The organism is Paraburkholderia caffeinilytica, assembly GCF_051027425.1.
Taxonomy (GTDB): Bacteria; Pseudomonadota; Gammaproteobacteria; order Burkholderiales; family Burkholderiaceae; genus Paraburkholderia; species Paraburkholderia caffeinilytica_A.
Genome location: NZ_CP186553.1, coordinates 155,486 through 175,501, shown reverse-complemented (window position 1 = coordinate 175,501; position 20,016 = coordinate 155,486). Strand labels below are relative to the sequence as shown.

Genomic DNA, 20,016 nt, shown 5'->3' with positions numbered 1-20,016 from the left:
CTTGTCGATATCGATAAGTTTTGGCGTGACTACGCCGTAAGCGCGCAGCGGCGGGGCCTGGCTGCTTGCGACAGTTGGTGTTCAAAGGAAAGGGATCAGGGACAACCCTGTGCGGTGCGAGTACGTTGTTGCGCCGCGGCAGATGGGGTTTCAGGAAACGTGCGGACGTCCTGGTGAAATTCGCGGCTGATGCGCGAACGGCCGCTACGCCTACTGCATATCGATATTTGGCAAACGCGTGACGTCGACGACGATCTGGGCGATGTCGGCCACCGCGGGATCGATGCTTTCAGCACGCGTGGCGACGAAAAATGGCAGCGGCCGCAGTGGCGGATTGGCCGTCACCACACGCAGCGTGCCGGCTTTGATGTCGGCGGCGACGAGTTCGAACGGCATCATACAGATACAGATGCCGGCTCGCACCACGTTGAGCATCGTCGAAAGACTGTTGCAGTAGTTGATCGTGGTGGGCGTGGCAACTCCGTCGGCAAACCAGCCTTGCATGACCGCGAAAGTGCGCGCATCGCGCGATAAGGAAATGATCGGCAGCGCAGCCAGATCGCGAGGGCGCGCGCTGGTCAGATCGCCGAGCAGCGCCGGCGCGCCGACCCATACGAAGTTCATCGCGCCGATCGGCACGAGCTTGGTGTCCGGGTCGTCGACCGGGCCGCCCACCACCGCGATATCGATCAAACCTCGTTCCAGTTTGCTCAGCAAGTTCGCGTTCAGATTCACGTCGAATTCCACATCGAGGCCCGGATAGCGCTCCTTCAGGCGGTTGATGATGGTGATTAGCGAACGCATCGCGATGACCTCGCCGACGCCGATACGCACCAACCCCTGCCCGACCACGAGTTTGCCCGCCGCGACCCGCAGACGTGCCGCTTCGGCCACCACACGCTCTGCATGCGAGAGCAACTCACGGCCCTTGAGCGTCAACGTGACGGTGCGGCCGATACGCTCGAACAGCAGCACATCGAGCTCACTTTCGAGTTCACGAATCCGTGAGGACACGTTGGCCTGCGACGTATGAAGATATTCGCCGGCGGCCGCAAAGGTGCCCAGCCGGGTGATCCAGTAGAACGTCTCGAGCTGCTGTATGTTCATCGACCGCTGTCTCCTCGTGATTGACGCCCGCGCTTTCATTCGGGCGAAAGCGCCGTCCGCGCGTATCAAGCGGCATGATGCACCAACTGAAGGAAGTGGGAAGATCGAGCGAAGGCAGTGTTTTCCCGTAAGTGCCGTAAGCGATGTCGTACTGGCGAGCGTAGGCCTTCAGATCTTCGCCGCACATCAACTCACTCACGAGTGATGCGTCTGCTGATGCAATGAGTGAATTGAAGTTGACTGCGCAAGTCCTACCTAGTCTCGATCAAAGCGATCTCAATGGTACGTCATCGTAGACGACTGCAGCCTGGTCAGCACGCCGCGTTTGAATCGGAACCAGCCTTGCGAACCCTGCATCACGACTTCATCGCCTTGCCAGAAAACGCGCTTGACCGTCATACGCTTATCCGAACGCTGGACAAGTGGCGGATAGTGGTGAAAGTCATAAAGCACCGGACCGGAATCGGTCTGCACGAGCATGCGCGTGACGATGTCATTGGTGTCGTCGACGTCATCGAAATGCGTGAGCGTGCTCGCGCTGAAGCGGTCGAAAATTTCCTTGTCGAGCCGCCCCACGAAATCGCGGTCAACGCGCTCGAATTGCAGTTTTCCCGAGGGCGTGGCGAGCGGGCCGGACGCGCTGCTTTGAGCATGAACGCAAGTCGCGAAAGAGATAGCTGCGATCGCAGCGAGGAATAGTCGTTTCATGTTTCCTTTTAAATTCAGCGGTGTCTCCGACGACGGAGCACAACCCGCAATCGCTCCTTGGGAACATTGTCGTCAATTTTGGTCGGCACGTCGATTAGAACTCTAGCGACTTCTCTCAAGCAATAAGACTCGCAAGATCGTCCCACGCGAAGACGATGTTTTGCGATCGCCAGATCGGTCCCGGATCGACGTACTCTCCTGCTGGGCGGCCATTAAGCGCTTCATAAAAGGCGATCGCAGGCTCATTTCCCTTGACGACACTTAAAGCCGCTCCTTGATAGTGCATTTTTCTCAAATGAATCGCGAGTTGTACGAGCAACTCGCGGCCAATGCCGCGGCGTTTAAAGTCGGGATCGACATAAAGGAATTTGATCTCGCCGCGACCATCGAATATCAACTCCGAGGGTCCACCAGCAGCGCCGATTCCAACGATTCTATTGTCGATCTCGGCAATGAGCACAATCTGATGGCTGTCATTCGAAGACAGCTTTTCCTTCCACTGCTTGCCGCGACGTTGCTCATCGAGGGCGGCATAGGCTTCCGCTGGCGCAAGATTCCGGTAAGTGTGTCTCCAGACCTTTACATGAAAATCGGCGATCAATTGCGCATCTTCAATATTTGCGGACCTGATGGATATTCCCGTCATTTAAGGCTCTCTTGAGTGCGGAATTGCGCTGGTGAGCGCGGATGCGTACAAGGAATTGTCAACGATTGGAGCGGCAATGTCGAACGGCCGAAAGTGTCCGCACCCAGCCAAATGATTCCGTTTGCCTAAACACGCAGTGGGAGGGCCGTAGCAAAAAAATCCGTCGCGCGACGCACGCGTGCCGGTACAAACCGACGTTTGGGCCAGATGAGGCTGATGTCTCTGACCTCGTTTATAAATTCGCCGAGAACCGAGATCACGTCCGGATGCCGGAGTTCATCGGCAAGAGAGACCTTGGCGAACAGACCAATTCCAACACCGGCCAGAACACCCGCCCGGATCGTTTCGACACTGTTGGACGAAAGGTTTCCGCGAACGGGCACGCTGAATCGTCCTTCCGGTCCTACAAACGGCCAATTCGCCGACTCCACCAGGCCGCCATATAAAAGGCAATTGTGATCGACAAGCTCGGCAGGAGTCTTTGGTATTCCGTGTTGCTTGAAGTAACTGCGGGAACCGACGCATACGAGAGGGGTGCCGGCCACACGCCTGACAACCGCATCAAGATCGTTGACAGGGCCTACCCGGATCGCCAGATCGATCCGGTCTTCCACCATATCTCGTACGAAGTCCGAAAGAACAAGATCGACCTGAAGACCGGGATTGAGCGACAACAGCTCCGGTATGAGTGGAAGGATGTGAAGGCGGCCGAAAGTAGCGGATACGGCGATGCGGATCAGACCGGAGGCATTCAGCGTGCTGCTTGTCAGTTCGCTGTCGGCTTCATCCATCTCGTCAACGAGCGGTTTTGTCCGGTCGTAGTATCTCTGGCCCTGGTCCGTCAGGGTCACGCTGCGCGTGCTTCGATTGAATAGCATCACGCCGAGGCGCTTTTCCAGCGCGCCGACCGCCTTGCTGACGGCGGACTGCGAATCGCCGGTCCTACGCGCCGCGGCGGAGAAGCCGCCCGCTTCGACGACGGCGATAAAGGCGTTCAACTCCTGAAACCGATCCATTGCATTGCCCTCCTTTGATCCATTCCCTTGAAGAATAGATCTTATGAGAAATCTGCGGATTATCATTCCCGGCGACGGCAATTACGATGAACCTGTCATTCACGAACAGGCAGAAGGTCTCCATGCCCACTCTCGCAGGCAAGATTGCCGTCATTAGCGGCGGAACGACCGGTATCGGTTTGGCGACCGCCCAGCGGTTTGTCGCCGAAGGTGCTCACGTTTTTATTTTCGGCCGCCGGCAAGCACAGCTCGACGAGGCCGCCAAACTGATCGGACACAACGTCACCGCTATCAAGGCCGACGCTGCAAACCTCGACGACCTCGACCGTGTCGCTGCAGCGGTCAGAGACAAAAAGGGTGTTGTCGACATCATTGTGTCGAACGCGGGCTTTACGGAGCAGGCTTCGATCGACACCCTCACGCCCGAACATTTCGACAAGGCGTTCAACCTCATGGCCCGCGGCCCCGTCTTCCTGGTGCAGAAGCTGCTGCCGCTGATGACAGGTGGTGGATCGATCGTTCTGGTTTCGTCGGCCATGCATGTCATGGGCATTCCTGGCCACACCGCCTACGCGGCGACCAAGGCCGCGTTGCGTTCCTATGCCCGCACCTGGGCTGCGGAGTTCAAGGATCGCGGCATTCGCGTCAACATGCTCAGCCCTGGCGTAACCGACACCCCGATTCTCGACTCCCAGTCGGCGGCACGCGAGGATCTGGTGGCCATGTACCAGAGCATGGTCCCGCTCGGTCGACTCGCTCAGGCCGAGGAGATTGCCAACGCTGCGCTCTTCCTGGCGTCCGACCAGAGTTCGTACGTGACGGGAGCGGATCTGATGGCCGATGGTGGTATCGGCCAGGTCTGATAGCCGAGGGTCGCCGACCGGCCACGAAGGCTGCGAATGCCGCAAGGTGATCGTCTATCGGGTTTTTAGCTCGATTTGCGCATGTTGGTTCGTTGCAGACGATCATCCAATGAGTGACCCGTATCGGTGAGTCACGTGTCGCCGGTGGGAACGATTCCTGCCTCCTCTACCATCAGGATCACCGTTTTCTCGGGCGCTCGCGGACGATGCAACAGACCTTTACGTACAACAAACGCCTGTCCCGGCCTCAAATCCACGACCCGATCCTCAAGATCAATCAGGAAGTGCCCACTCACTACATAAAAAAATTCGTCCTCTGCTTCATGCTTGTGCCAATGATATTCGCCCTGCACGACACCCAGCCGGACGACTGACTGGTTCACCTGACATAGCGTCTGGTTGTACCAGCGATGGTTGTTTGCCGCGACGAGCGCAGGCACGTCAATGATTTCGCCGAAGGCGTGGAGGACGTTAAGGCGGGTCAGATACGGAAAGGCATCGGTGCTCACAGTGATCTCCTTGAACGTCGGTTCGTGTCGAACCTGCGAGCAACTCTAAGCGGTAACCGTTCAGTGGGTCTTGTACCGGACCGTCAACCTTTGGTACGGGAGCGATCTTCAAGCAACTGCGCGCGGTACGCGCCTGGCGTCAGTCCCATCCGGCGCCGAAAGACGCGCGTAAAGTGGCTTTGATCCGCGAAACCGGCGGCCTCCGCGATGGCTGCGAGCGAATGGCGCCCACTGGTCAATTGGGCGCGTGCGAAATCGAGCCGAAGCTGGCGCACGTATTCTCCGACGGTACAGCCAAAGTGCTTACGGAATTCGCGCGCGAGGTGGTCGGCGGAAACATGGCTGTCTGCAGCGATTTCATCCAGCGTCAGCGCCTCACGAAAGCGATCGTGCAGTAATGCTTCCACCCGACCAAGCCATCGACGTGATCCGCCAACCGTTGCAGCATGCGGCACGGACCGTTCGCAGGCCGCGAGAAGTTCGAGTACCAGCCCTTCGACGGCCAGCGAGGTAGCCGAATCCTGCTCACGGCACTCGCGGACCAGACGGCGCATGAACGACAGCGGAGCTCCGCTGGCAAAGTCATCTGGACGATCGAGAATCCGCGTCCGGCCACCCAGCCGCTGCAGCCACAAGGACGAAAATTCGACATGAAGTGCCTTGCCGCCGGCCCCGTACCAACAATTTGCATGCGGCACGCCCGCGGGAAAAAGCGTCAGTGACATCGGTCCGTCTTCGCCGTGGCGTGCCGGCCAGGATCGTGTGCCGCGGCCGTCCAGCACGAAACAGAAAAACGGATTGATATGTTCGTGCTGCGGGATGATCAGATCCGTTGCGAAATGGGTCTCCACGACTGAGATACCGTCATCCCCGTACTGCAAGGTGGTGGTGCCGAAGTAGTCACCCGGTTCAAGTACCCGTAGCATGGGACTGCTCCCAAAGAGACGTTGCAGTCGATTTTACACACCTCTATGGAATCGTTTGATGGGTGGTAATGGGCAGAACTTCAGCCCCTCGAACAACATCGCGATCGCCCCTTTATGGCCGGAGCCGGCAGCCTACTGACGAAGCTGGCCATGCAAATCCTGAACTTGCTCCGGATTTCCGTATTCCCCCCGGCTCGGATCGTCGGGTATGGTGAAAGCGGCCGCTGCCGGACACATTTTTTTCAGGCGGCCCACAATATTCCCATTCCTGAAACGTCTTCAGACGCATGGAACCGCCACCCACCCCGGACACGATGACCGATCGAGACAGCGACATCACCGCGACCGTGGTGCGTGAGCGCACGAGGCTCGTCAATTTTATCCGGCGCCGCATCCGCGATCCGAACGACGCCGAGGACATCCTGCAGGATGTTTTCCACGAATTCGTGCAGGCTTACCGCCTTCCCGCGCCGATTGAACAAGCGAGCGCGTGGCTGTTCCGTGCCGCACGCAACCGCATCATCGACCGTTTTCGCAAGAAGAAAGAGCAGCCGTTACCGGACCTGCCACAGGATGAGGATGACGACGGCAGTGAGTATCGCCTCGATCTCGCCCTGCCGGCGCACGATGCAGGTCCTGAAGCGCTCTACGCTCGCACTGTATTGCTCAAGGCCTTGCAGGATGCGCTCGACGATTTACCGCCCAATCAGCGCGAAGTGTTTATCGCGCACGAGCTGGAGGGGCGGTCCTTCAAGGACATGGCGGCGGAAAGCGGCGTCACGCTCAATACGCTGCTCGCGCGCAAACGCTATGCGGTTTTGCATCTGCGCGCCCGATTACAGGCCATTTATGACGAACTGGATATTTAGAGGAGTCGACGGATGAATTATCGAATCAGATGTGCGGGTAAAGCGCTGCTCGTGGTGGTCGGCATAGCCGTGCTCGGGTGCGCAGTCATGATTCTATGGAACTGGGTCATGCCGGCGTTATTCGTTGGCGCCCGTACGATCGATTTCGCGCATGCACTCGGCTTGCTGGTTTTGAGCCGCATCCTGTTTGGCGGATTCCGCGGACACGGCGGCTGGCGCGGGCGGCGGCACTGGCGCAAATGGGATGCCATGACGCCGGAAGAGCGGGAACAATTCAAGGCAGCAGGATGGTCACGTCCCACTCGGCCCACGGAAGAGTGAGCAAGCGCAAAAATTGAAGACCGGCTACAACCGGAACACGTTACCCGGGAGGACGTATGACATTAACTGCCACCATGCTTCTGCGGCGGCTTCACCAGCAGAGTCAGACAGAAGTGATAGCCCGTGCACGGGCACAGTTCCAGGGATCGAGCGAGGAGTTCCTGACACTCGCGGAGGAATACGACACGCTCGCACCTCGACTGCGCGGACGGTTTCTCGAAACGCTCGGATTATCGAGTGAAGATTTCGAATCCTCGCAAGGCACGCCTCTGTCGTTAGCCGTGTCTGCCGAGACAGGACGATTTTTGAGCAACATGGTGCTTTCGCACAAACCGGCTCGAATTCTCGAACTCGGCAGTTCCTGCGGCGTGTCCACGCTGTATTTCGCCGAAGCTCTTCGCACGTTGGGCCAGGGCACGGTTGTAGCGACCGAACTCGACCCTGCGAAGTGCGTACAACTTCGAACGCATGTCAGAACAGCGGGCGTAGGCGCCTACGTCGACCTTCGGGAGGGCGATGTCTTTCAGACCGTTTCCGAACTGGATGGCACGTTCGACATGGTGTTTATCGACGTATGGGCCAGCACGTATCTGGATCTGTTCAAGCGGATCGAACACCTGTTACACCCGGGATCCATCGTTCTCGCCGATAACATGTACACCGCCGAGGACGCCGTTCGGCCATACAAGCAGTACCTTGACGACAATCCGCGCTTTTCAAGCACGACGCTGGACTTTGAATCGGGAGTCGAATTTACAGTCGTCGTTTCTTAAGCTGACGTGAAGTATCATTTCCCCGATAGCGAAGCGTCGTTTTGGCAATAGACGCCTCGCTGCGTTCGACGTTCTCTGGTTGTGACTACGAACCGCGTGTCGAAGTAAAGGAGATGGGTCAATGGAGACAATCGCGCCGGCGCAAACCGCGCTTGTCGTCATGCATTATCAGACTGACATTCTTGGGCTCTTTCCATCGGTCGCGCCGGTCTTGCTTGCCAATACGCGCAAGCTATGCGACGCGGCGCGGGCCAAAGGCGTCAGCGTCTATTTCGCCAACCTCCGGTTCAGTCCTGGTTATCCGGAAGTCAGCCCATTGAACAGGAATGGGCAGGGAATCAAACAGCTTGGCCTCTTTGTCAACGACCGGATCGCGCCGGAGTTGGACCAGCAGGACAGTGAACCGGTCATCATCGCGCATCGCGCCAGCGTGTTCTTCGGCACCGATCTGCAGTCACGGCTTGTCGCACAGGGTATCGACTCGCTGATTATGGTCGGCATTGCGTCGACCGGTGTCGTGCTGTCGTCGGTCGCGTATGCGAGCGACGCGGACTTCCGCCTGTACACGGTCAAGGATTGCTGTTACGACCCGGATCAGGTGGTACACGAACATCTGTTCTCCACCGCATTCGATTCGCGCACCACCGTGCTGTCGCTCGCGGACGCCTTGCTGCTACTCGCCTAGACGTTCGACGTTCAGCAGAAGAAGCTGTGCGCCACACTACCGTAAAGCGTGTCCTTTCGATGTTCCCCGGCTAATTGGATCGCGTGAATCCTATCGGGACACGCGCGCTCGTTATATTCCATGTGATATAACGAAACCGGCATGTGCAAACGGCATCTGCCGGTACCCGGGAGCGCGATGTTCATCCGTCAACTTCATTATCTGGTTACGCTTGCAAAAGAGCAGCACTTCGCCAAGGCTGCTGAACTGAGCCATGTCTCGCAACCTGCGCTGTCCTCGGCGATCCGAAGCCTTGAGGCAGAGTTGGGGCTGGTCATCGTAAGGCGCGGCAGGCGTTTCATCGGCTTCACAGAGGAAGGCGAACGGGTGCTCGGATGGGCCCGCCAGACGCTCGCCGCGCTCGAAAATATGCGGCAGGACGCATCGGCCGCCCAGGTGCGGCTGACCGGCACGATCCGCATTGGCGTCATTCCAACGACGATGCCCATTGTCGGCTTGCTGCTAGGAGCGTGCCGATCGGATCACCCCGCGATCCGATATTCCGCCCGCTCGCTTAGTGCGGACACGATCCTTCGCCAGTTGGACGACTATGAACTCGATATCGGGTTCACGTATCTGGATGATCGCGTCCAGGCTGGGTTTGCGGTTCTTCCACTGTATCGCGAGCGTTATTTTCTGCTCTCCCCTCCTGACTCGCCCGCCCGGCCGGAACGGAACCGTTGGGACGCGCTCGGCGAACTGCCGTTCTGCCTGCTGGGCACCACGATGCAGAACCGCCAGGTCATCAACGCCGCATTTCGCAGCGCGGGCGTTCAACCCACCGTCGTGCTCGAAACAGATTCCTTACTCGCGCTGTATTCGAACGTTCAGCATGCCGGCCTATACAGCATCCTGCCGCACAGCCTGTTAAGCGTGCTCGACGCTCGGACCCGCGTCAACGCAACACCGTTGCTGCCTGAACTGACACGCGAGATCGGCCTGATCACGCGCAATTCTCCGTCCATGCCACCGCTGGCGGCGGCGATGTGGAGCGCGGCAGAACGGCTCGATCTGCAGCACTCGTTCGATGCATTGCTGAACAACGCGGACATCGCTGCGCCGCAATAGCGGGCGTTTGATAAGCAGCGGTTATCAGTCAATCCGTCCAAACGATTGGACCCGGCCCACATCCCTCAAAGACACTGTGCCCATCGATGCCACGCATCGACCCGGCCGGCAACGGTATGACGCCGGATCACTATTGCATTGAGCGGAGCGAGACAACATGGCCAAGGTTCTTTGTGTGCTGTATGACGATCCGGTTGACGGTATGCCGAAGCGGTATGCGCGCGACACCATTCCTGAAATCACCCATTATCCCGACGGGCAAACCACGCCGACCCCTGAAGCGATCGATTTCACGCCGGGTCATCTGCTCGGCTGCGTGTCGGGCGAACTCGGACTGCGCAAATATCTTGAATCGAACGATCACCAGCTGGTCGTGACTTCGAGTAAAGATGGTGCTGACAGCGTGCTCGACCGGGAACTGCACGACGCCGAAATCGTCATCTCGCAACCGTTCTGGCCCGCCTATATGACCGCCGAACGTATCGCGAAGGCACCCAAGCTCAAAATGATCGTCACCGCGGGGATCGGCTCGGACCACACCGATCTGCAGGCGGCGATGGATCGCGGCATCACGGTGGCCGAAGTCACCTATTGCAATAGCAATAGCGTGGCCGAACACGTCGTGATGACGACGCTTGCCCTGGTGCGCAACTATCTCCCTTCGTACGACTGGGTTATCAAAGGCGGCTGGAACATCGCCGATTGCGTCGAACGTTCTTACGACCTCGAGGGAATGCACGTGGGCACCGTCGCCGCCGGCCGTATCGGTCTGCGCGTACTCCGTCTGCTCAAGCCCTATGACGTCAAGCTGCACTATCTGGATCGTCATCGCCTGCCGGAGTCGGTCGAGAAGGAACTCAACCTTACCCACCACACCAGCCTGGAGAGCCTGACCAAAGTGTGCGACGTCGTGACACTGAACTGTCCGCTGCATCCCGAGACGGAGCACATGATCAATGCGCGGACGCTTGCAAATTTCAAGCGTGGCGCTTATCTGATCAATACGGCACGTGGCAAGTTGTGCGACCGCGATGCCATCGCCGCCGCGCTGAAAAGCGGTCAGTTGGCGGGCTATGGCGGCGACGTGTGGTTCCCTCAGCCCGCACCGGCCGACCACCCGTGGCGCAGCATGCCACACCATGGCATGACGCCCCACATCTCCGGCACCAGCCTGTCGGCACAGGCTCGCTATGCCGCCGGCACCCGCGAAATCCTCGAGTGCTTCTTCGAAGGCAGGCCGATCCGCAATGAATACCTGATCGTGCAAGGCGGCAAACTTGCCGGCGTCGGCGCGCACTCGTATAGCGCGGGCAACGCGACGAAGGGCTCGGAAGAAGCTGCCCGCTTCAAGGCAAGCTGATCCTGCCTATGTCGTCTCCGTCCGCCGCTCCCTCTGGCGTCAACGGGGCCTCGACGCGACGCGTCCGGGCCGGCAGCATCATGCTCGCCGGCCTGGGTGCGTTCGCAGCCCTGGCTTTCGTCGGCATGCTGGCCCAGAAAACCTCGCAACCGTGGATCCTCGGCTCGTTCGGGGCGACCTGCGTACTGCTATTCGGTTTTCCGGCCAGCCCGTTTTCACAACCGCGCAACATCATCGGAGGTCACGTTCTGACATCGCTGGTCGGTTTGGTGTTTCTTCATCTATTCGGTCCTGGATATCTGCCAATGGCCGCGGCCGCCGCATGCGCAACGATGCTGATGATGCTTACGCGCACCGTCCATCCACCGGCCGGTAGCAATCCAATCATCATCTTCCTGGCTCAGCCAGGCTGGTCTTTCTTGCTGTTGCCAACGCTCTTTGGGGCCGGCGCGCTGGCTTTGATTGGCTGGATGTACTGGGCGATAGTTAAACGTGGCTCGTGGCCAACGCCGCCGACGTGACTCCGCGGTCCGCCAGTGTGTACCATATGTTTCCCAGCAGCGACCTGTCCGCCTAACCAGCCGATTCACCGAATTCTCGCCATGCCCGCCGTCAAGACGCACTTTCAGGATCTGCCTGTCGCCCTCGACCCGGCCCGGCGGCTCGAAATCGCGCACCAGCGTTTCGACGTTTGCGCGCTGCCCATCCAGCAGCAGCTCCTCGCATGGTGCGATCCCTGATCGGCCCTTCATGGCCGACTGCTGCCTATGGGGCAGTAGCCGCAAAGCTGCCGTTCAACTAAATGAGCAACTCACTGATCGCCCGCTTCCGGTGAACATTGGGAACAGCGCCCCCCGCCCTGAGGTGCCGCTCACGTGCCGGCTCCTGTCACAGTCGTCTGGCATGATGCATGGGTCGCCTGTTCGGCGCGTACTGGGCCCAGGCCGGGTAAAAAAACTGCCTCCGCGAATTTTGCCCGGATAGCCTATGTGCAAGCCGCACCGCGCGCTTGCAGCAGATCCACTGGACAACGAGGAATCGAGTACATGAGCTTCGTGCACTTTATTGGCGGCGAAAAAGGCGGAGTGGGAAAATCGCTCGTCGCCCGCGTTCTGGCGCAGTACTTCATCGACCGCAATCTGCCGTTTCTTGGCTTCGACACGGACCGCTCGCACGGAGCGCTGCTGCGCTATTACGCCGATTTCACAGCGCCAGCCACGCTCGACGACCACGACAGTCTCGACCCGGTCATCGAGCATGCGCTCGCACAGCCCGAACGCCGCATCCTTGTCGACCTCGCGGCGCAGACCCAGCAATCGGTCTCGACGTGGTTCGACGACTCCGACGTGCTCGGTATAGCGCAGGAAAACGGCATTGCACTCACATGGTGGCAGGTCATGGACGCGGGCCGCGATTCGGTCGACCTGTTGCAACAATGGCTCGATCAGTTCGGCGGCAAGTTGCCCCTGGTGATCGTGCTGAACGAAATCCGGGGCGAGCGCTTCGAATTACTGGAAGCCTCAGGCCAACGTCAGCGCGCGGAAGCGCTTGGTGCAAAGATCGTTTCGCTGCGCCATCTTCCCGACACGACGATGCAGAAAATCGACCAGAAGAATTCGAGCTTCTGGGCCGCGGTACATCATCCGGATCGCGCGAGTACGGGTCTTGGCATGCTTGAACGCCAACGGGTCAAGGTCTGGCTCAGCCGCGTTTATGAGGAAATCGACAAGGTCGCGCCCTAACCGGCAAGCGGCCAGAACTGATTCGCGAACCACATGGGCGATGCCGGGCGCAGGATGCCCAGCGAAGCGCATCTCATCGCCCGGGGTCAAGATACGAACCCCGGCGCCGGCGATCACGAAGAAGCCGCCCCCTCTGCACGCTCGGGTGCGGCTTGATCGCTAATGCGCCAGTGCTCGTATTCCGTCCAGTAGTTTGCCGATCTCCGGCTCGGTGGTCAGGTAGCTGACCGAGGCACGCGCGATCTGCTTAAGTCCTCTGAATTCCATATCCAGCGGCGTGTAGCCGACGCCATTGCTACCGATCGAGACACCTTGAGCCGCAAGACTGCGCTGCACCGATACGGCGTCCAACCCCGCCACGTTGAATGCCACCAGGCCGGATCGTTCCACGCCTTGATCGAGCACCGTCACACCCGGAATGTCGGCCAGTTGCATACGCAACGTCTGTGCGATGCCGTCGATCCGCGCGCGGATAGTGTCGATCCCGATCTCCAGGGCTTCCTGCAACGCATTGGCAAGTCCGCAGCGCAGCGCCAGCGACGCTTCCGCCGATTCGAACCGCGCAGCATCGTTTCGCAAGACGGGTTCGCCGTTCACATCCAGCGGCGCGGACCACGTGTCGACGAACGCCGGCGTCAAACGGGATAGAAAATCCTGTCTGACATACAACAGGCCCGTGCCTCTCGGACCACGCAGTGCTTTACGGCCCGCACCGCTCAGAACATCGCAACCCACCTCGACTACGTCGACAGGAAGTTGACCCACTGCCTGCGCGGCGTCGATGAAGTACGGGATGCCGTGACGGCGCGCGACCTGCCCGATCGCCGCGGCCGGATTGATGAGGCCGCCGTTCGCCGGCAGCCAGGTTAGCGCAATCAGACGCACCCGATCGTCGAGCATCGCTTCCAGCGCGCGGGGATCCACTGCACCACTGGAGTCCGACGGAATGTCCTCTATCGACACACCGGCGCGCTGCGCCAAGAGGCGCATGCTGGCCAGATTGCCGCCCCATTCGTGGCGCCCGACCAGAATGCGTTCGCCGGATCGCCAAGGTCCCAATGCGGCGAATGCGGCGCTCCAACCGGGCGAATTGCCGGTGGTCAACGCAATCTCGGTCGGCCGGGCGTTCAGCAATTGCGCCGCGAGCAGACGCGCGCGCTCAGTCTGCTCGCGTCCGGCTACGCCGGCTTCCATCGGTCCCGCGGTGGCTTCGCGCCAAAGATGAGCGTGTATCGCCTCCAGCGTGGCCGAAGACGGCAGCGAGGCGCCGGCGTGGTTGAAATGGGTGGTGCTTTGCACGCCAGGCGTGCGGGCACGCAGCGCATCTACGGCAGCAGGCGAGAGAGGAGAAGGCATAGTTGTTCCAATAACGTGATCAGCCACGAAGCGCGCGTGGACTGAAGCGAACCTGCTGGCCGGCGCGGCGTGCAGCATCGATCAACGCCACGCTGGCAGGCGAGTCCGAGCGAGGAAACGCGTAGAAACGTGCAACCGGCAACGCGGGCAATCCTTGTTTGCGACCCAACTGGCACAAGCCTTCGACTCGCTGACTATCGGCGATGACCGTAACAGCAAAACCCGAGCGTGCCGCCGACAGGCAGCCTGCCATGCTGCTGCTCTCGAACACCAGCCGCCACGCCCGGCCCGCCTTGTTCAATGCTGTAATCGCCGACTCCCGATAGATGCAAGGATCGGGAAACACGGCCAGCGGCAGCGGCTGGTCAGGATCCAGTGGCTGATCCTCCGAAAACACCCAGATTAGCGGCTCTTCCCACAACAGCTCGCCGCCTTTTTCGACGCGGCTGCATTGCTTGCCGAACACAAGATCCAGACGCCCGCGCTCTTGCTGGCGTAATAGATCGGCGGTGACGCCGACTTTCAGATCGATCGTCGCCCCAGGATGCCATTGGCGAAAACGCTGCAATACCTTGGGCAGCCAGGTTCCAGCAAAGTCTTCCGATGCACCGACCCGCAGCAGCCCGCGCAGCGGCGCGCCGCGCAGTTTCGCGCGGACCTCGCGCTCCAGATCCAGGATATTGCGGCCATAGGCGTACAAGGTGTCGCCGCCCTGCGTCAACTCAAGGCGGCGAGTCGTGCGTGTCAACAGACTAACCCCGACGATCTGTTCCAGACGCTTGATATGCCCGCTCACAGCCGACGGTGTCAACGCCAGACGCTCGGCAGCCGTGGCAAAGCTGCCGCTATCCACAACTTCGATAAAGGTGCGCAGTAACACGGTATCGAGCGGAACACCGTCGGCGGTGGCCAGAATGTCCATCAAATCATTCGACACGAAAAATTATCAATGAGCAATGATTATTCACCAATCAAAACGAGAAGTCGAGCTATCGTGGTACATCCCTGTTTGCACGAGGAAAACCATGAATACCTACCGTCACGCCGTTACTGAGCGGCTCGACATCGCCTATCTCGAATGGAATCCACAGGGGTCGCACACGGCGGTGCTGCTGCATGGCTGGCCGGACAGCCCGCAGTGCTGGAAGAGCGTAGCGCCCATACTGGCCGGCTCGGGTTACCGCGTGCTCGCGCCGGCGCTGCGAGGCTTCGCGCCCACCCGGTTCCGCGATACGGCCACACCTAGAAGTGGTCAGTTGTCCGCACTGGGCCGCGATCTGCTGGATTTCCTCGACGTGCTGGGTCTGGAGCGGCCGGTTTTAGTCGGCCACGATTGGGGCGCACGCGCGGTCGCAAATGCTTGCGGCTTGCGAAACGGCGTGGCTTCACATCTGGCGATGCTATCGGTGGGATACGGCACCAACGCTCCGGACCAGTTGCTGACCCTGCAGCAGGCGCGCAATTACTGGTACCACTGGTTTATGGCCACGCCGCGGGGCGAGCGCGTAGTGCGGGACGAACGTAAAACCTTCGCCCGACAGATGTGGGACACCTGGGCGCCGGCCGGCTGGTATGCGGAAGCCGACTTCGACGAGGCAGCGCAGGCATTCGAGGGCGACGATTGGGCCGAGATCGTGCTCCATTCCTACCGCCACCGTTGGGGCTTTGTCGACGGCGATCCTGCCTATGCCGAGGACGAGGCGCGTCTGAATCCCGCACCGAGGTTATCGGTTGCAACGCTGGTGCTGCACGGCGGGGCGGACACCTGCAACCATCCCGATAGTTCCAGTGGACGGGAGGCTTTCTTCCTCGGGCGCTATGAGCGAAAGGTGCTCGATGGAGTGGGACACTTCCCGCAGCGCGAAGCGCCGCAGGAAGTTGCCGATGCCATTCTGCAGTTCTGTCGATACGACTGAGCAGAAGTTTGCCGTTTGGGGCCGACGTTGCGGACGTTCGCATATCGACATCGCATGCACTAACCGGTAACCATCGTGAACGTCGAGAACACCCGAATCGGATTGGAAAAGCGGACACTCAACGTCCAGGCTAAGGCCGCGGCCCGCCAGGGACGTCGGCCTTCAGCGAGTGGTTAGGCGCCCGTGTGCCCCTGGCGTCGTAGGACGACATGCGTGGCCTTCTCCGACGCTACGAATTCAACGCATTCGTATCCCAGAGCCCGCAAGTCGATCCCTCCGAACAGCGATTCTCCCCGGCCGAGCAGGACCGGCGAGATAGCAAAGTGCAGTTCATCAATGAGGCCTTCACGGAGATACTGCCGGATTGTGTCCGGCCCACCGCCGATCCGCACGTCCATTCCGGCAGCGGCCTCGCGTGCACGGTCGAGCGCCTCGCGAATGCCTCCTGTTATGAAGTGGAACGTCGTGCCGCCTTCCATCTCGATGGGGGGACGAGCATGATGGGTCAAGATGAAGACTGGAACGTGATACGGTGGGTTGTCTCCCCACCAGCCTTTCCAGTTTGTATCCGGCCAGTCCCCACGAATGGGTCCGAACATGTTCCGCCCAAGAATCCAGGCCCCAACATTCTGAAAGCCACGGGCGGCGAAATCATCGTCAACCCCGGTCGTACCGCCGTCCTTGCCGAACAAGGCCCGCTGGAACGTGCGTGTTGGGACAAGCCATTGGTGCAGTTCCGTCCCGCCAACACCGAGCGGATTGTTGATGTCCTGATCCGGGCCTGCTCCGTATCCGTCGAGCGAGATGGTGAAGCCAGCAACGCGAACTCGTGTCATCGTTTGCCTCCGTTTAGACGCCTAGCGTAGTGTGGACAGAAAATCCGCATGGTTTGCCGGAACTACGCGAAATATTCTGGCAGCAGATTTTTTCTTAATCCTATGTCTTTAAGAGAAATTTTCTGAGTTTGTAAGCTGGCATACAGCAGCACACATCCGCCCAGACACTGCCAGTCGTTCGTCTTGCCGGGTAATAGACTAGCGTCCCAGCCAGAACGAACCAAGGCGGTAAGAGGCAATTCCTACGCCAATCGGAAATTCCACAACACATCGAGTACGTGTTGCGTGGAACGTTCGACGTACCCCGCACGATGTGCAACGCCAAGGCGACGCCACAACGCAGGGCGCAGCGGACGCATGGCAATGCGCGGGTCGGGCAATGGCGTAGTGGCCTCATGCGGCAGCAGCGCTGCGCCGTAACCTGCCGCGACCAGACTCTTGATTGCGTCGTTGTAGTTGAGCTGAATGCGCGGTGCAGGATGGTGACCGCCAGCCGCAAACCACTCCGCGGTCAGACGCGAGAGACGCGTAGTGGTGTCATTGAGAATGAGAGGCCGGGCAGCGAGCCACTCAGGCGTGATACGAGCCGGACACCGCCAATGTGCCGGCACGAAGGCCATGACGGGGTCGCGACGCCAGGGCTTGATGACGAGTCCGGCCACCGGGGACTGAGGCAGCGCAACCAGCCCGACATCCAGCGTTCCGTCGGCCAGCCGGGTTAGCGTTTCGTGCGAAGTGAGTACCGCAACCTGAATGTCGATAGCAGGATGGTGTTGGCGCAGCACCTCGAGCGCTTGCGGCAACAGGTGCGCGATCGCGCCGGTCGATGCCCCGAGCCGCACGCGTCCGGCGAGCCCTTGCACCTGCCGATGAACGTCGTCCAACGCCTGCTCCGCGTCGGCCAGCAGTCGACGCGCGCGCCCTATCAACAACTCGCCTATCGCCGACGGCCGGACATGTCCGCGCTTCCGTGACAGGAGCGGGGCTCCAATACGGTCTTCCAGTTCAGCGATGTGCAGGCTGACCGTTGGCGGCGCCAGGTGCAGCGCACGCGCCGCGTCGGCGAATGAGCCGCGGTCGGCAATAGCGACCAGGGTGCGCAGGCGGTCCAGGCTGATCTCTCGCATGTCGGCGTCCAGATTCAGAAAAGCTGAATGTTAGCGTTATGAAATTCAACTTCACTATTCTAGCGGTGCACGGAAGATAGGGGCTCACACTATTTGTTATGACCCAGTCACCGGAGTATTTCGCACATGAGCTCTCCCGTTGTTTTTATCGACGGCGACCAAGGCACTACCGGGTTGCAAATCCATGAACGGCTTCGCGACCGGAGCGACCTGAAGCTATTTACGCTTCCCGCTGCGGACCGCAAGGATCCGAAGCGCCGCGCCGAGGCCATCAACGCTTGCGACATCGCTATCCTCTGCCTACCCGACAACGCCGCGCGAGAGGCGATGGATACCATCGTCAATCCTGCCGTCAGGGTAATCGACGCAAGTTCCGCCCACCGCACGCAGCCGGACTGGACATACGGTTTTCCGGAGATGACGCCGGGACAGGCGGAACGCATCGCGAATGCACGCCGGGTCACCAATCCTGGTTGCTATCCGACCGGTGCGATTGGCCTGCTGCGTCCCCTGCTACAGGCTGGGCTCATACCAGACAGCTATCCGATCAGCATTCATGCGGTGTCCGGCTACTCCGGACGCGGGCGTGCCGGCGTGGAGGAACATGAGGGGCAAGGTGCCGCCAATGCGCCTTCATACCAGGTCTATGGTCTGGAACTCGCGCACAAGCACACCCCGGAGATCCAGCAGCACGCCGGGCTCGCGCAACGCCCCATCTTCGTCCCTTCGTATGGTGCGTTCCGCCAGGGCATTGTATTGACCGTGCCCTTGGCGTTGCGGCTGCTGGCGCCTGACGTGGATGGCTCCGCGTTACATGCATGCCTAGCCCGGCACTATGCCGAGGCGGCCCACGTGCATGTTTTGCCGCTGCAGGAGTCGTGTGCGTTAAAGCACCTGGATCCGCAAGTGCTGAACGGTACGAACGACATGCGCTTGAGCGTATTTCCCAACGTGGAACACGGGCACGTGCTGCTAGCCGCGGTTTTCGATAATCTTGGCAAAGGTGCATCCGGCGCTGCGGTTCAGAACCTGAACCTGATGCTCGATCCAGGCTTCCGCACTATCCCGGGTTAGCTCGGTGCTTTCGAACTAAACCGCGCGTTGCGTCTTCTGTGGCCGGTCATTGTCTGACGATGATCGGCAAAACTCTCGAACGCAGAATCGACCGACATGGGAAAAGTCGTTAGAGCCCGAAAATTATTCAGGGCGGCCATGTCGGCGTGGAAACCGATTCTGGAGCGAACGCGTAGTTCATACCCTGCCATCTGAAGAAGCGTATTCCAATCCCGATCGAAACAAGAAACACGACTACCGCCGCCACAAGGAGAACCCTGGTTCCTCGACCCATGTCAGTTGCCCTCAATCCGCCCTGCATTTCGCACTCTTGATGTCGTCACTTATAGCTACATGACGCAGGTGAATGCATTGTCGACGATTCAGGCAGCGGTGTTGAATAGCTGAAACTGGCCGCACGCTGTCCCATGCCGAACTTCCGTATCAGACCTTCCAGTTCTCCAGCACAACAGGAAATCACGCCAGGCACCGCGCATTCAATTTGCGGCCGACTCCTGTCGTATCACTCAGCATGGCTAACTGGTCGCACGCGCTCAGTGATGAGCCGATAGAAGTTCTCAAACTCCTGATCGCTGCGGAACCGGTATCGTTGAAATCCATAAGGCCGCCCCTGGAACGTGAAACCGACCGTCTCCAGCGCCTTGCGGGAATAGTTCCCGCGCCGTGTCGGCGAAGACGGCTGGTAGCGCCGCAGATTGCTGATCGCGGGGTACGGAATCATCGTCGGCGGCTTTGACAGGATTGGCGGCTCGACGATGGTTAGTCCCTGCGCTGTCATCAGAATTCGACGCGCAAGCCACGGTCCTAAAAAGCACCAGCCGAAACAGGCGACGGCGATCGCTGCAAAAATCAGCCCATACAATACTTCTCGCGTCCGGTAACTCACACCCGCCGCATGCCACGCCCAACCCGTGTTTCCGATCCATGGCTTCCCCCCGTGCGCCAGCATGTACGTCGCCCCCAATGCACTAAGGACGCCTATCAGCGCGCCGAGCCAGAATCGGCCGATCAACGGGAATTCAGTCACTGGTGTTTTATCGTTTTCCATATGCCCTGTATTTTTTATCGACGAACG

General features: G+C 59.8%; 23 protein-coding genes. 12 read left to right on the top strand and 11 right to left on the bottom strand.

The genetic code is table 11. The features are described from left to right. Window positions 1-210: 210 nt before the first annotated feature. The 4 genes from ACOSV0_RS21305 to ACOSV0_RS21290 all read right to left on the bottom strand — a co-directional run bounded on the left by ACOSV0_RS21305 (window position 211) and on the right by ACOSV0_RS21290 (window position 3,477). Window positions 211-1,107 (bottom strand): LysR family transcriptional regulator, encoded by an 897-nt coding sequence (locus ACOSV0_RS21305; protein WP_434113319.1) that lies wholly within the window; start codon window positions 1,105-1,107, stop codon window positions 211-213. Window positions 1,108-1,383: 276 nt separating this feature from the next. Beyond that, window positions 1,384-1,815 carry a hypothetical protein gene (locus ACOSV0_RS21300; RefSeq protein WP_434113318.1) on the bottom strand — a complete coding sequence of 144 codons (432 nt, stop codon included), beginning with the start codon at window positions 1,813-1,815 and terminating at the stop codon, window positions 1,384-1,386. Window positions 1,816-1,930: 115 nt separating this feature from the next. Next, window positions 1,931-2,461: a GNAT family N-acetyltransferase gene (locus ACOSV0_RS21295; protein ID WP_434113316.1), complete on the bottom strand. Its 531-nt coding sequence runs from the start codon at window positions 2,459-2,461 to the stop codon at window positions 1,931-1,933. A 125-nt stretch (window positions 2,462-2,586) separates the two neighbouring features. After that, the gene (locus ACOSV0_RS21290; protein WP_434113314.1) at window positions 2,587-3,477 is read right to left on the bottom strand and encodes a LysR family transcriptional regulator; all 891 of its coding nucleotides are present in this window, start codon (window positions 3,475-3,477) and stop codon (window positions 2,587-2,589) included. Between the two features lie 122 nt (window positions 3,478-3,599). On the opposite strand from ACOSV0_RS21290, the gene ACOSV0_RS21285 reads away from it, so the two are divergent. Beyond that, entirely contained in the window at window positions 3,600-4,340 is a 741-nt protein-coding gene (locus ACOSV0_RS21285; protein WP_434116045.1) for an SDR family NAD(P)-dependent oxidoreductase, read from the top strand. A 131-nt stretch (window positions 4,341-4,471) separates the two neighbouring features. On the opposite strand, the gene ACOSV0_RS21280 is transcribed toward ACOSV0_RS21285, so the two are convergent. After that, a complete protein-coding gene (locus tag ACOSV0_RS21280) occupies window positions 4,472-4,849 on the bottom strand; it encodes a cupin domain-containing protein (protein WP_434113313.1) in 378 nt (125 codons plus the stop codon). 83 nt (window positions 4,850-4,932) lie between these two features. Then, window positions 4,933-5,574, bottom strand: coding sequence for a helix-turn-helix domain-containing protein (locus tag ACOSV0_RS21275; protein WP_434113311.1), 642 nt, complete (start codon window positions 5,572-5,574; stop codon window positions 4,933-4,935). A gap of 488 nt (window positions 5,575-6,062) precedes the next feature. On the opposite strand from ACOSV0_RS21275, the gene ACOSV0_RS21270 reads away from it, so the two are divergent. From ACOSV0_RS21270 to ACOSV0_RS21230, 9 genes are all read left to right on the top strand, one after another. Continuing rightward, a complete protein-coding gene (locus tag ACOSV0_RS21270) occupies window positions 6,063-6,644 on the top strand; it encodes an RNA polymerase sigma factor (RefSeq protein ID WP_434113309.1) in 582 nt (193 codons plus the stop codon). Window positions 6,645-6,656: 12 nt separating this feature from the next. Beyond that, on the top strand, window positions 6,657-6,965 hold the full coding sequence (locus tag ACOSV0_RS21265; RefSeq protein ID WP_434113308.1) for a hypothetical protein: 309 nt from the start codon (window positions 6,657-6,659) through the stop codon (window positions 6,963-6,965). A 56-nt stretch (window positions 6,966-7,021) separates the two neighbouring features. Continuing rightward, complete coding sequence (locus tag ACOSV0_RS21260; protein WP_434113306.1) at window positions 7,022-7,738, top strand: O-methyltransferase; 717 nt, start codon at window positions 7,022-7,024, stop codon at window positions 7,736-7,738. A 121-nt stretch (window positions 7,739-7,859) separates the two neighbouring features. After that, on the top strand, window positions 7,860-8,423 hold the full coding sequence (locus ACOSV0_RS21255) for an isochorismatase family cysteine hydrolase (RefSeq protein WP_434113305.1): 564 nt from the start codon (window positions 7,860-7,862) through the stop codon (window positions 8,421-8,423). Window positions 8,424-8,564: 141 nt separating this feature from the next. Beyond that, window positions 8,565-9,530, top strand: a complete 966-nt coding sequence (locus tag ACOSV0_RS21250) for a LysR family transcriptional regulator (protein ID WP_434113303.1) — start codon at window positions 8,565-8,567, stop codon at window positions 9,528-9,530. 157 nt (window positions 9,531-9,687) lie between these two features. Further along, window positions 9,688-10,890 carry an NAD-dependent formate dehydrogenase gene (locus ACOSV0_RS21245; protein WP_434113301.1) on the top strand — a complete coding sequence of 401 codons (1,203 nt, stop codon included), beginning with the start codon at window positions 9,688-9,690 and terminating at the stop codon, window positions 10,888-10,890. An 80-nt stretch (window positions 10,891-10,970) separates the two neighbouring features. Next, window positions 10,971-11,411, top strand: coding sequence for an HPP family protein (locus ACOSV0_RS21240; RefSeq protein WP_434113300.1), 441 nt, complete (start codon window positions 10,971-10,973; stop codon window positions 11,409-11,411). A gap of 81 nt (window positions 11,412-11,492) precedes the next feature. After that, a complete protein-coding gene (locus tag ACOSV0_RS21235) occupies window positions 11,493-11,630 on the top strand; it encodes a hypothetical protein (protein WP_434113299.1) in 138 nt (45 codons plus the stop codon). A gap of 306 nt (window positions 11,631-11,936) precedes the next feature. Beyond that, window positions 11,937-12,632 (top strand): mobilization protein, encoded by a 696-nt coding sequence (locus ACOSV0_RS21230; RefSeq protein ID WP_434113298.1) that lies wholly within the window; start codon window positions 11,937-11,939, stop codon window positions 12,630-12,632. A gap of 159 nt (window positions 12,633-12,791) precedes the next feature. Here ACOSV0_RS21230 and ACOSV0_RS21225 read toward each other — a convergent pair whose 3' ends face one another. Further along, entirely contained in the window at window positions 12,792-13,988 is a 1,197-nt protein-coding gene (locus ACOSV0_RS21225) for an aminotransferase class V-fold PLP-dependent enzyme (protein ID WP_434113297.1), read from the bottom strand. Between the two features lie 19 nt (window positions 13,989-14,007). Next, window positions 14,008-14,910, bottom strand: a complete 903-nt coding sequence (locus ACOSV0_RS21220) for a LysR substrate-binding domain-containing protein (RefSeq protein ID WP_434116044.1) — start codon at window positions 14,908-14,910, stop codon at window positions 14,008-14,010. A 103-nt stretch (window positions 14,911-15,013) separates the two neighbouring features. Here ACOSV0_RS21220 and ACOSV0_RS21215 point away from each other — a divergent pair, with 103 nt between their 5' ends. Next, the gene (locus tag ACOSV0_RS21215) at window positions 15,014-15,904 is read left to right on the top strand and encodes an alpha/beta fold hydrolase (protein WP_434113295.1); all 891 of its coding nucleotides are present in this window, start codon (window positions 15,014-15,016) and stop codon (window positions 15,902-15,904) included. A gap of 173 nt (window positions 15,905-16,077) precedes the next feature. Here the strand turns inward: ACOSV0_RS21215 and ACOSV0_RS21210 are convergent, their stop codons facing one another. Both ACOSV0_RS21210 and ACOSV0_RS21205 read right to left on the bottom strand, forming a co-directional pair. Then, the gene (locus ACOSV0_RS21210; protein WP_434113293.1) at window positions 16,078-16,740 is read right to left on the bottom strand and encodes a dihydrofolate reductase family protein; all 663 of its coding nucleotides are present in this window, start codon (window positions 16,738-16,740) and stop codon (window positions 16,078-16,080) included. Between the two features lie 242 nt (window positions 16,741-16,982). Continuing rightward, window positions 16,983-17,867, bottom strand: coding sequence for a LysR family transcriptional regulator (locus tag ACOSV0_RS21205; RefSeq protein ID WP_434113291.1), 885 nt, complete (start codon window positions 17,865-17,867; stop codon window positions 16,983-16,985). A 126-nt stretch (window positions 17,868-17,993) separates the two neighbouring features. Here ACOSV0_RS21205 and argC point away from each other — a divergent pair, with 126 nt between their 5' ends. After that, entirely contained in the window at window positions 17,994-18,941 is a 948-nt protein-coding gene (gene argC / locus ACOSV0_RS21200; protein ID WP_434113289.1) for an N-acetyl-gamma-glutamyl-phosphate reductase, read from the top strand. A gap of 502 nt (window positions 18,942-19,443) precedes the next feature. Here the strand turns inward: argC and ACOSV0_RS21195 are convergent. Further along, window positions 19,444-19,989: a hypothetical protein gene (locus ACOSV0_RS21195; protein ID WP_434113287.1), complete on the bottom strand. Its 546-nt coding sequence runs from the start codon at window positions 19,987-19,989 to the stop codon at window positions 19,444-19,446. Window positions 19,990-20,016 lie beyond the last annotated feature (27 nt).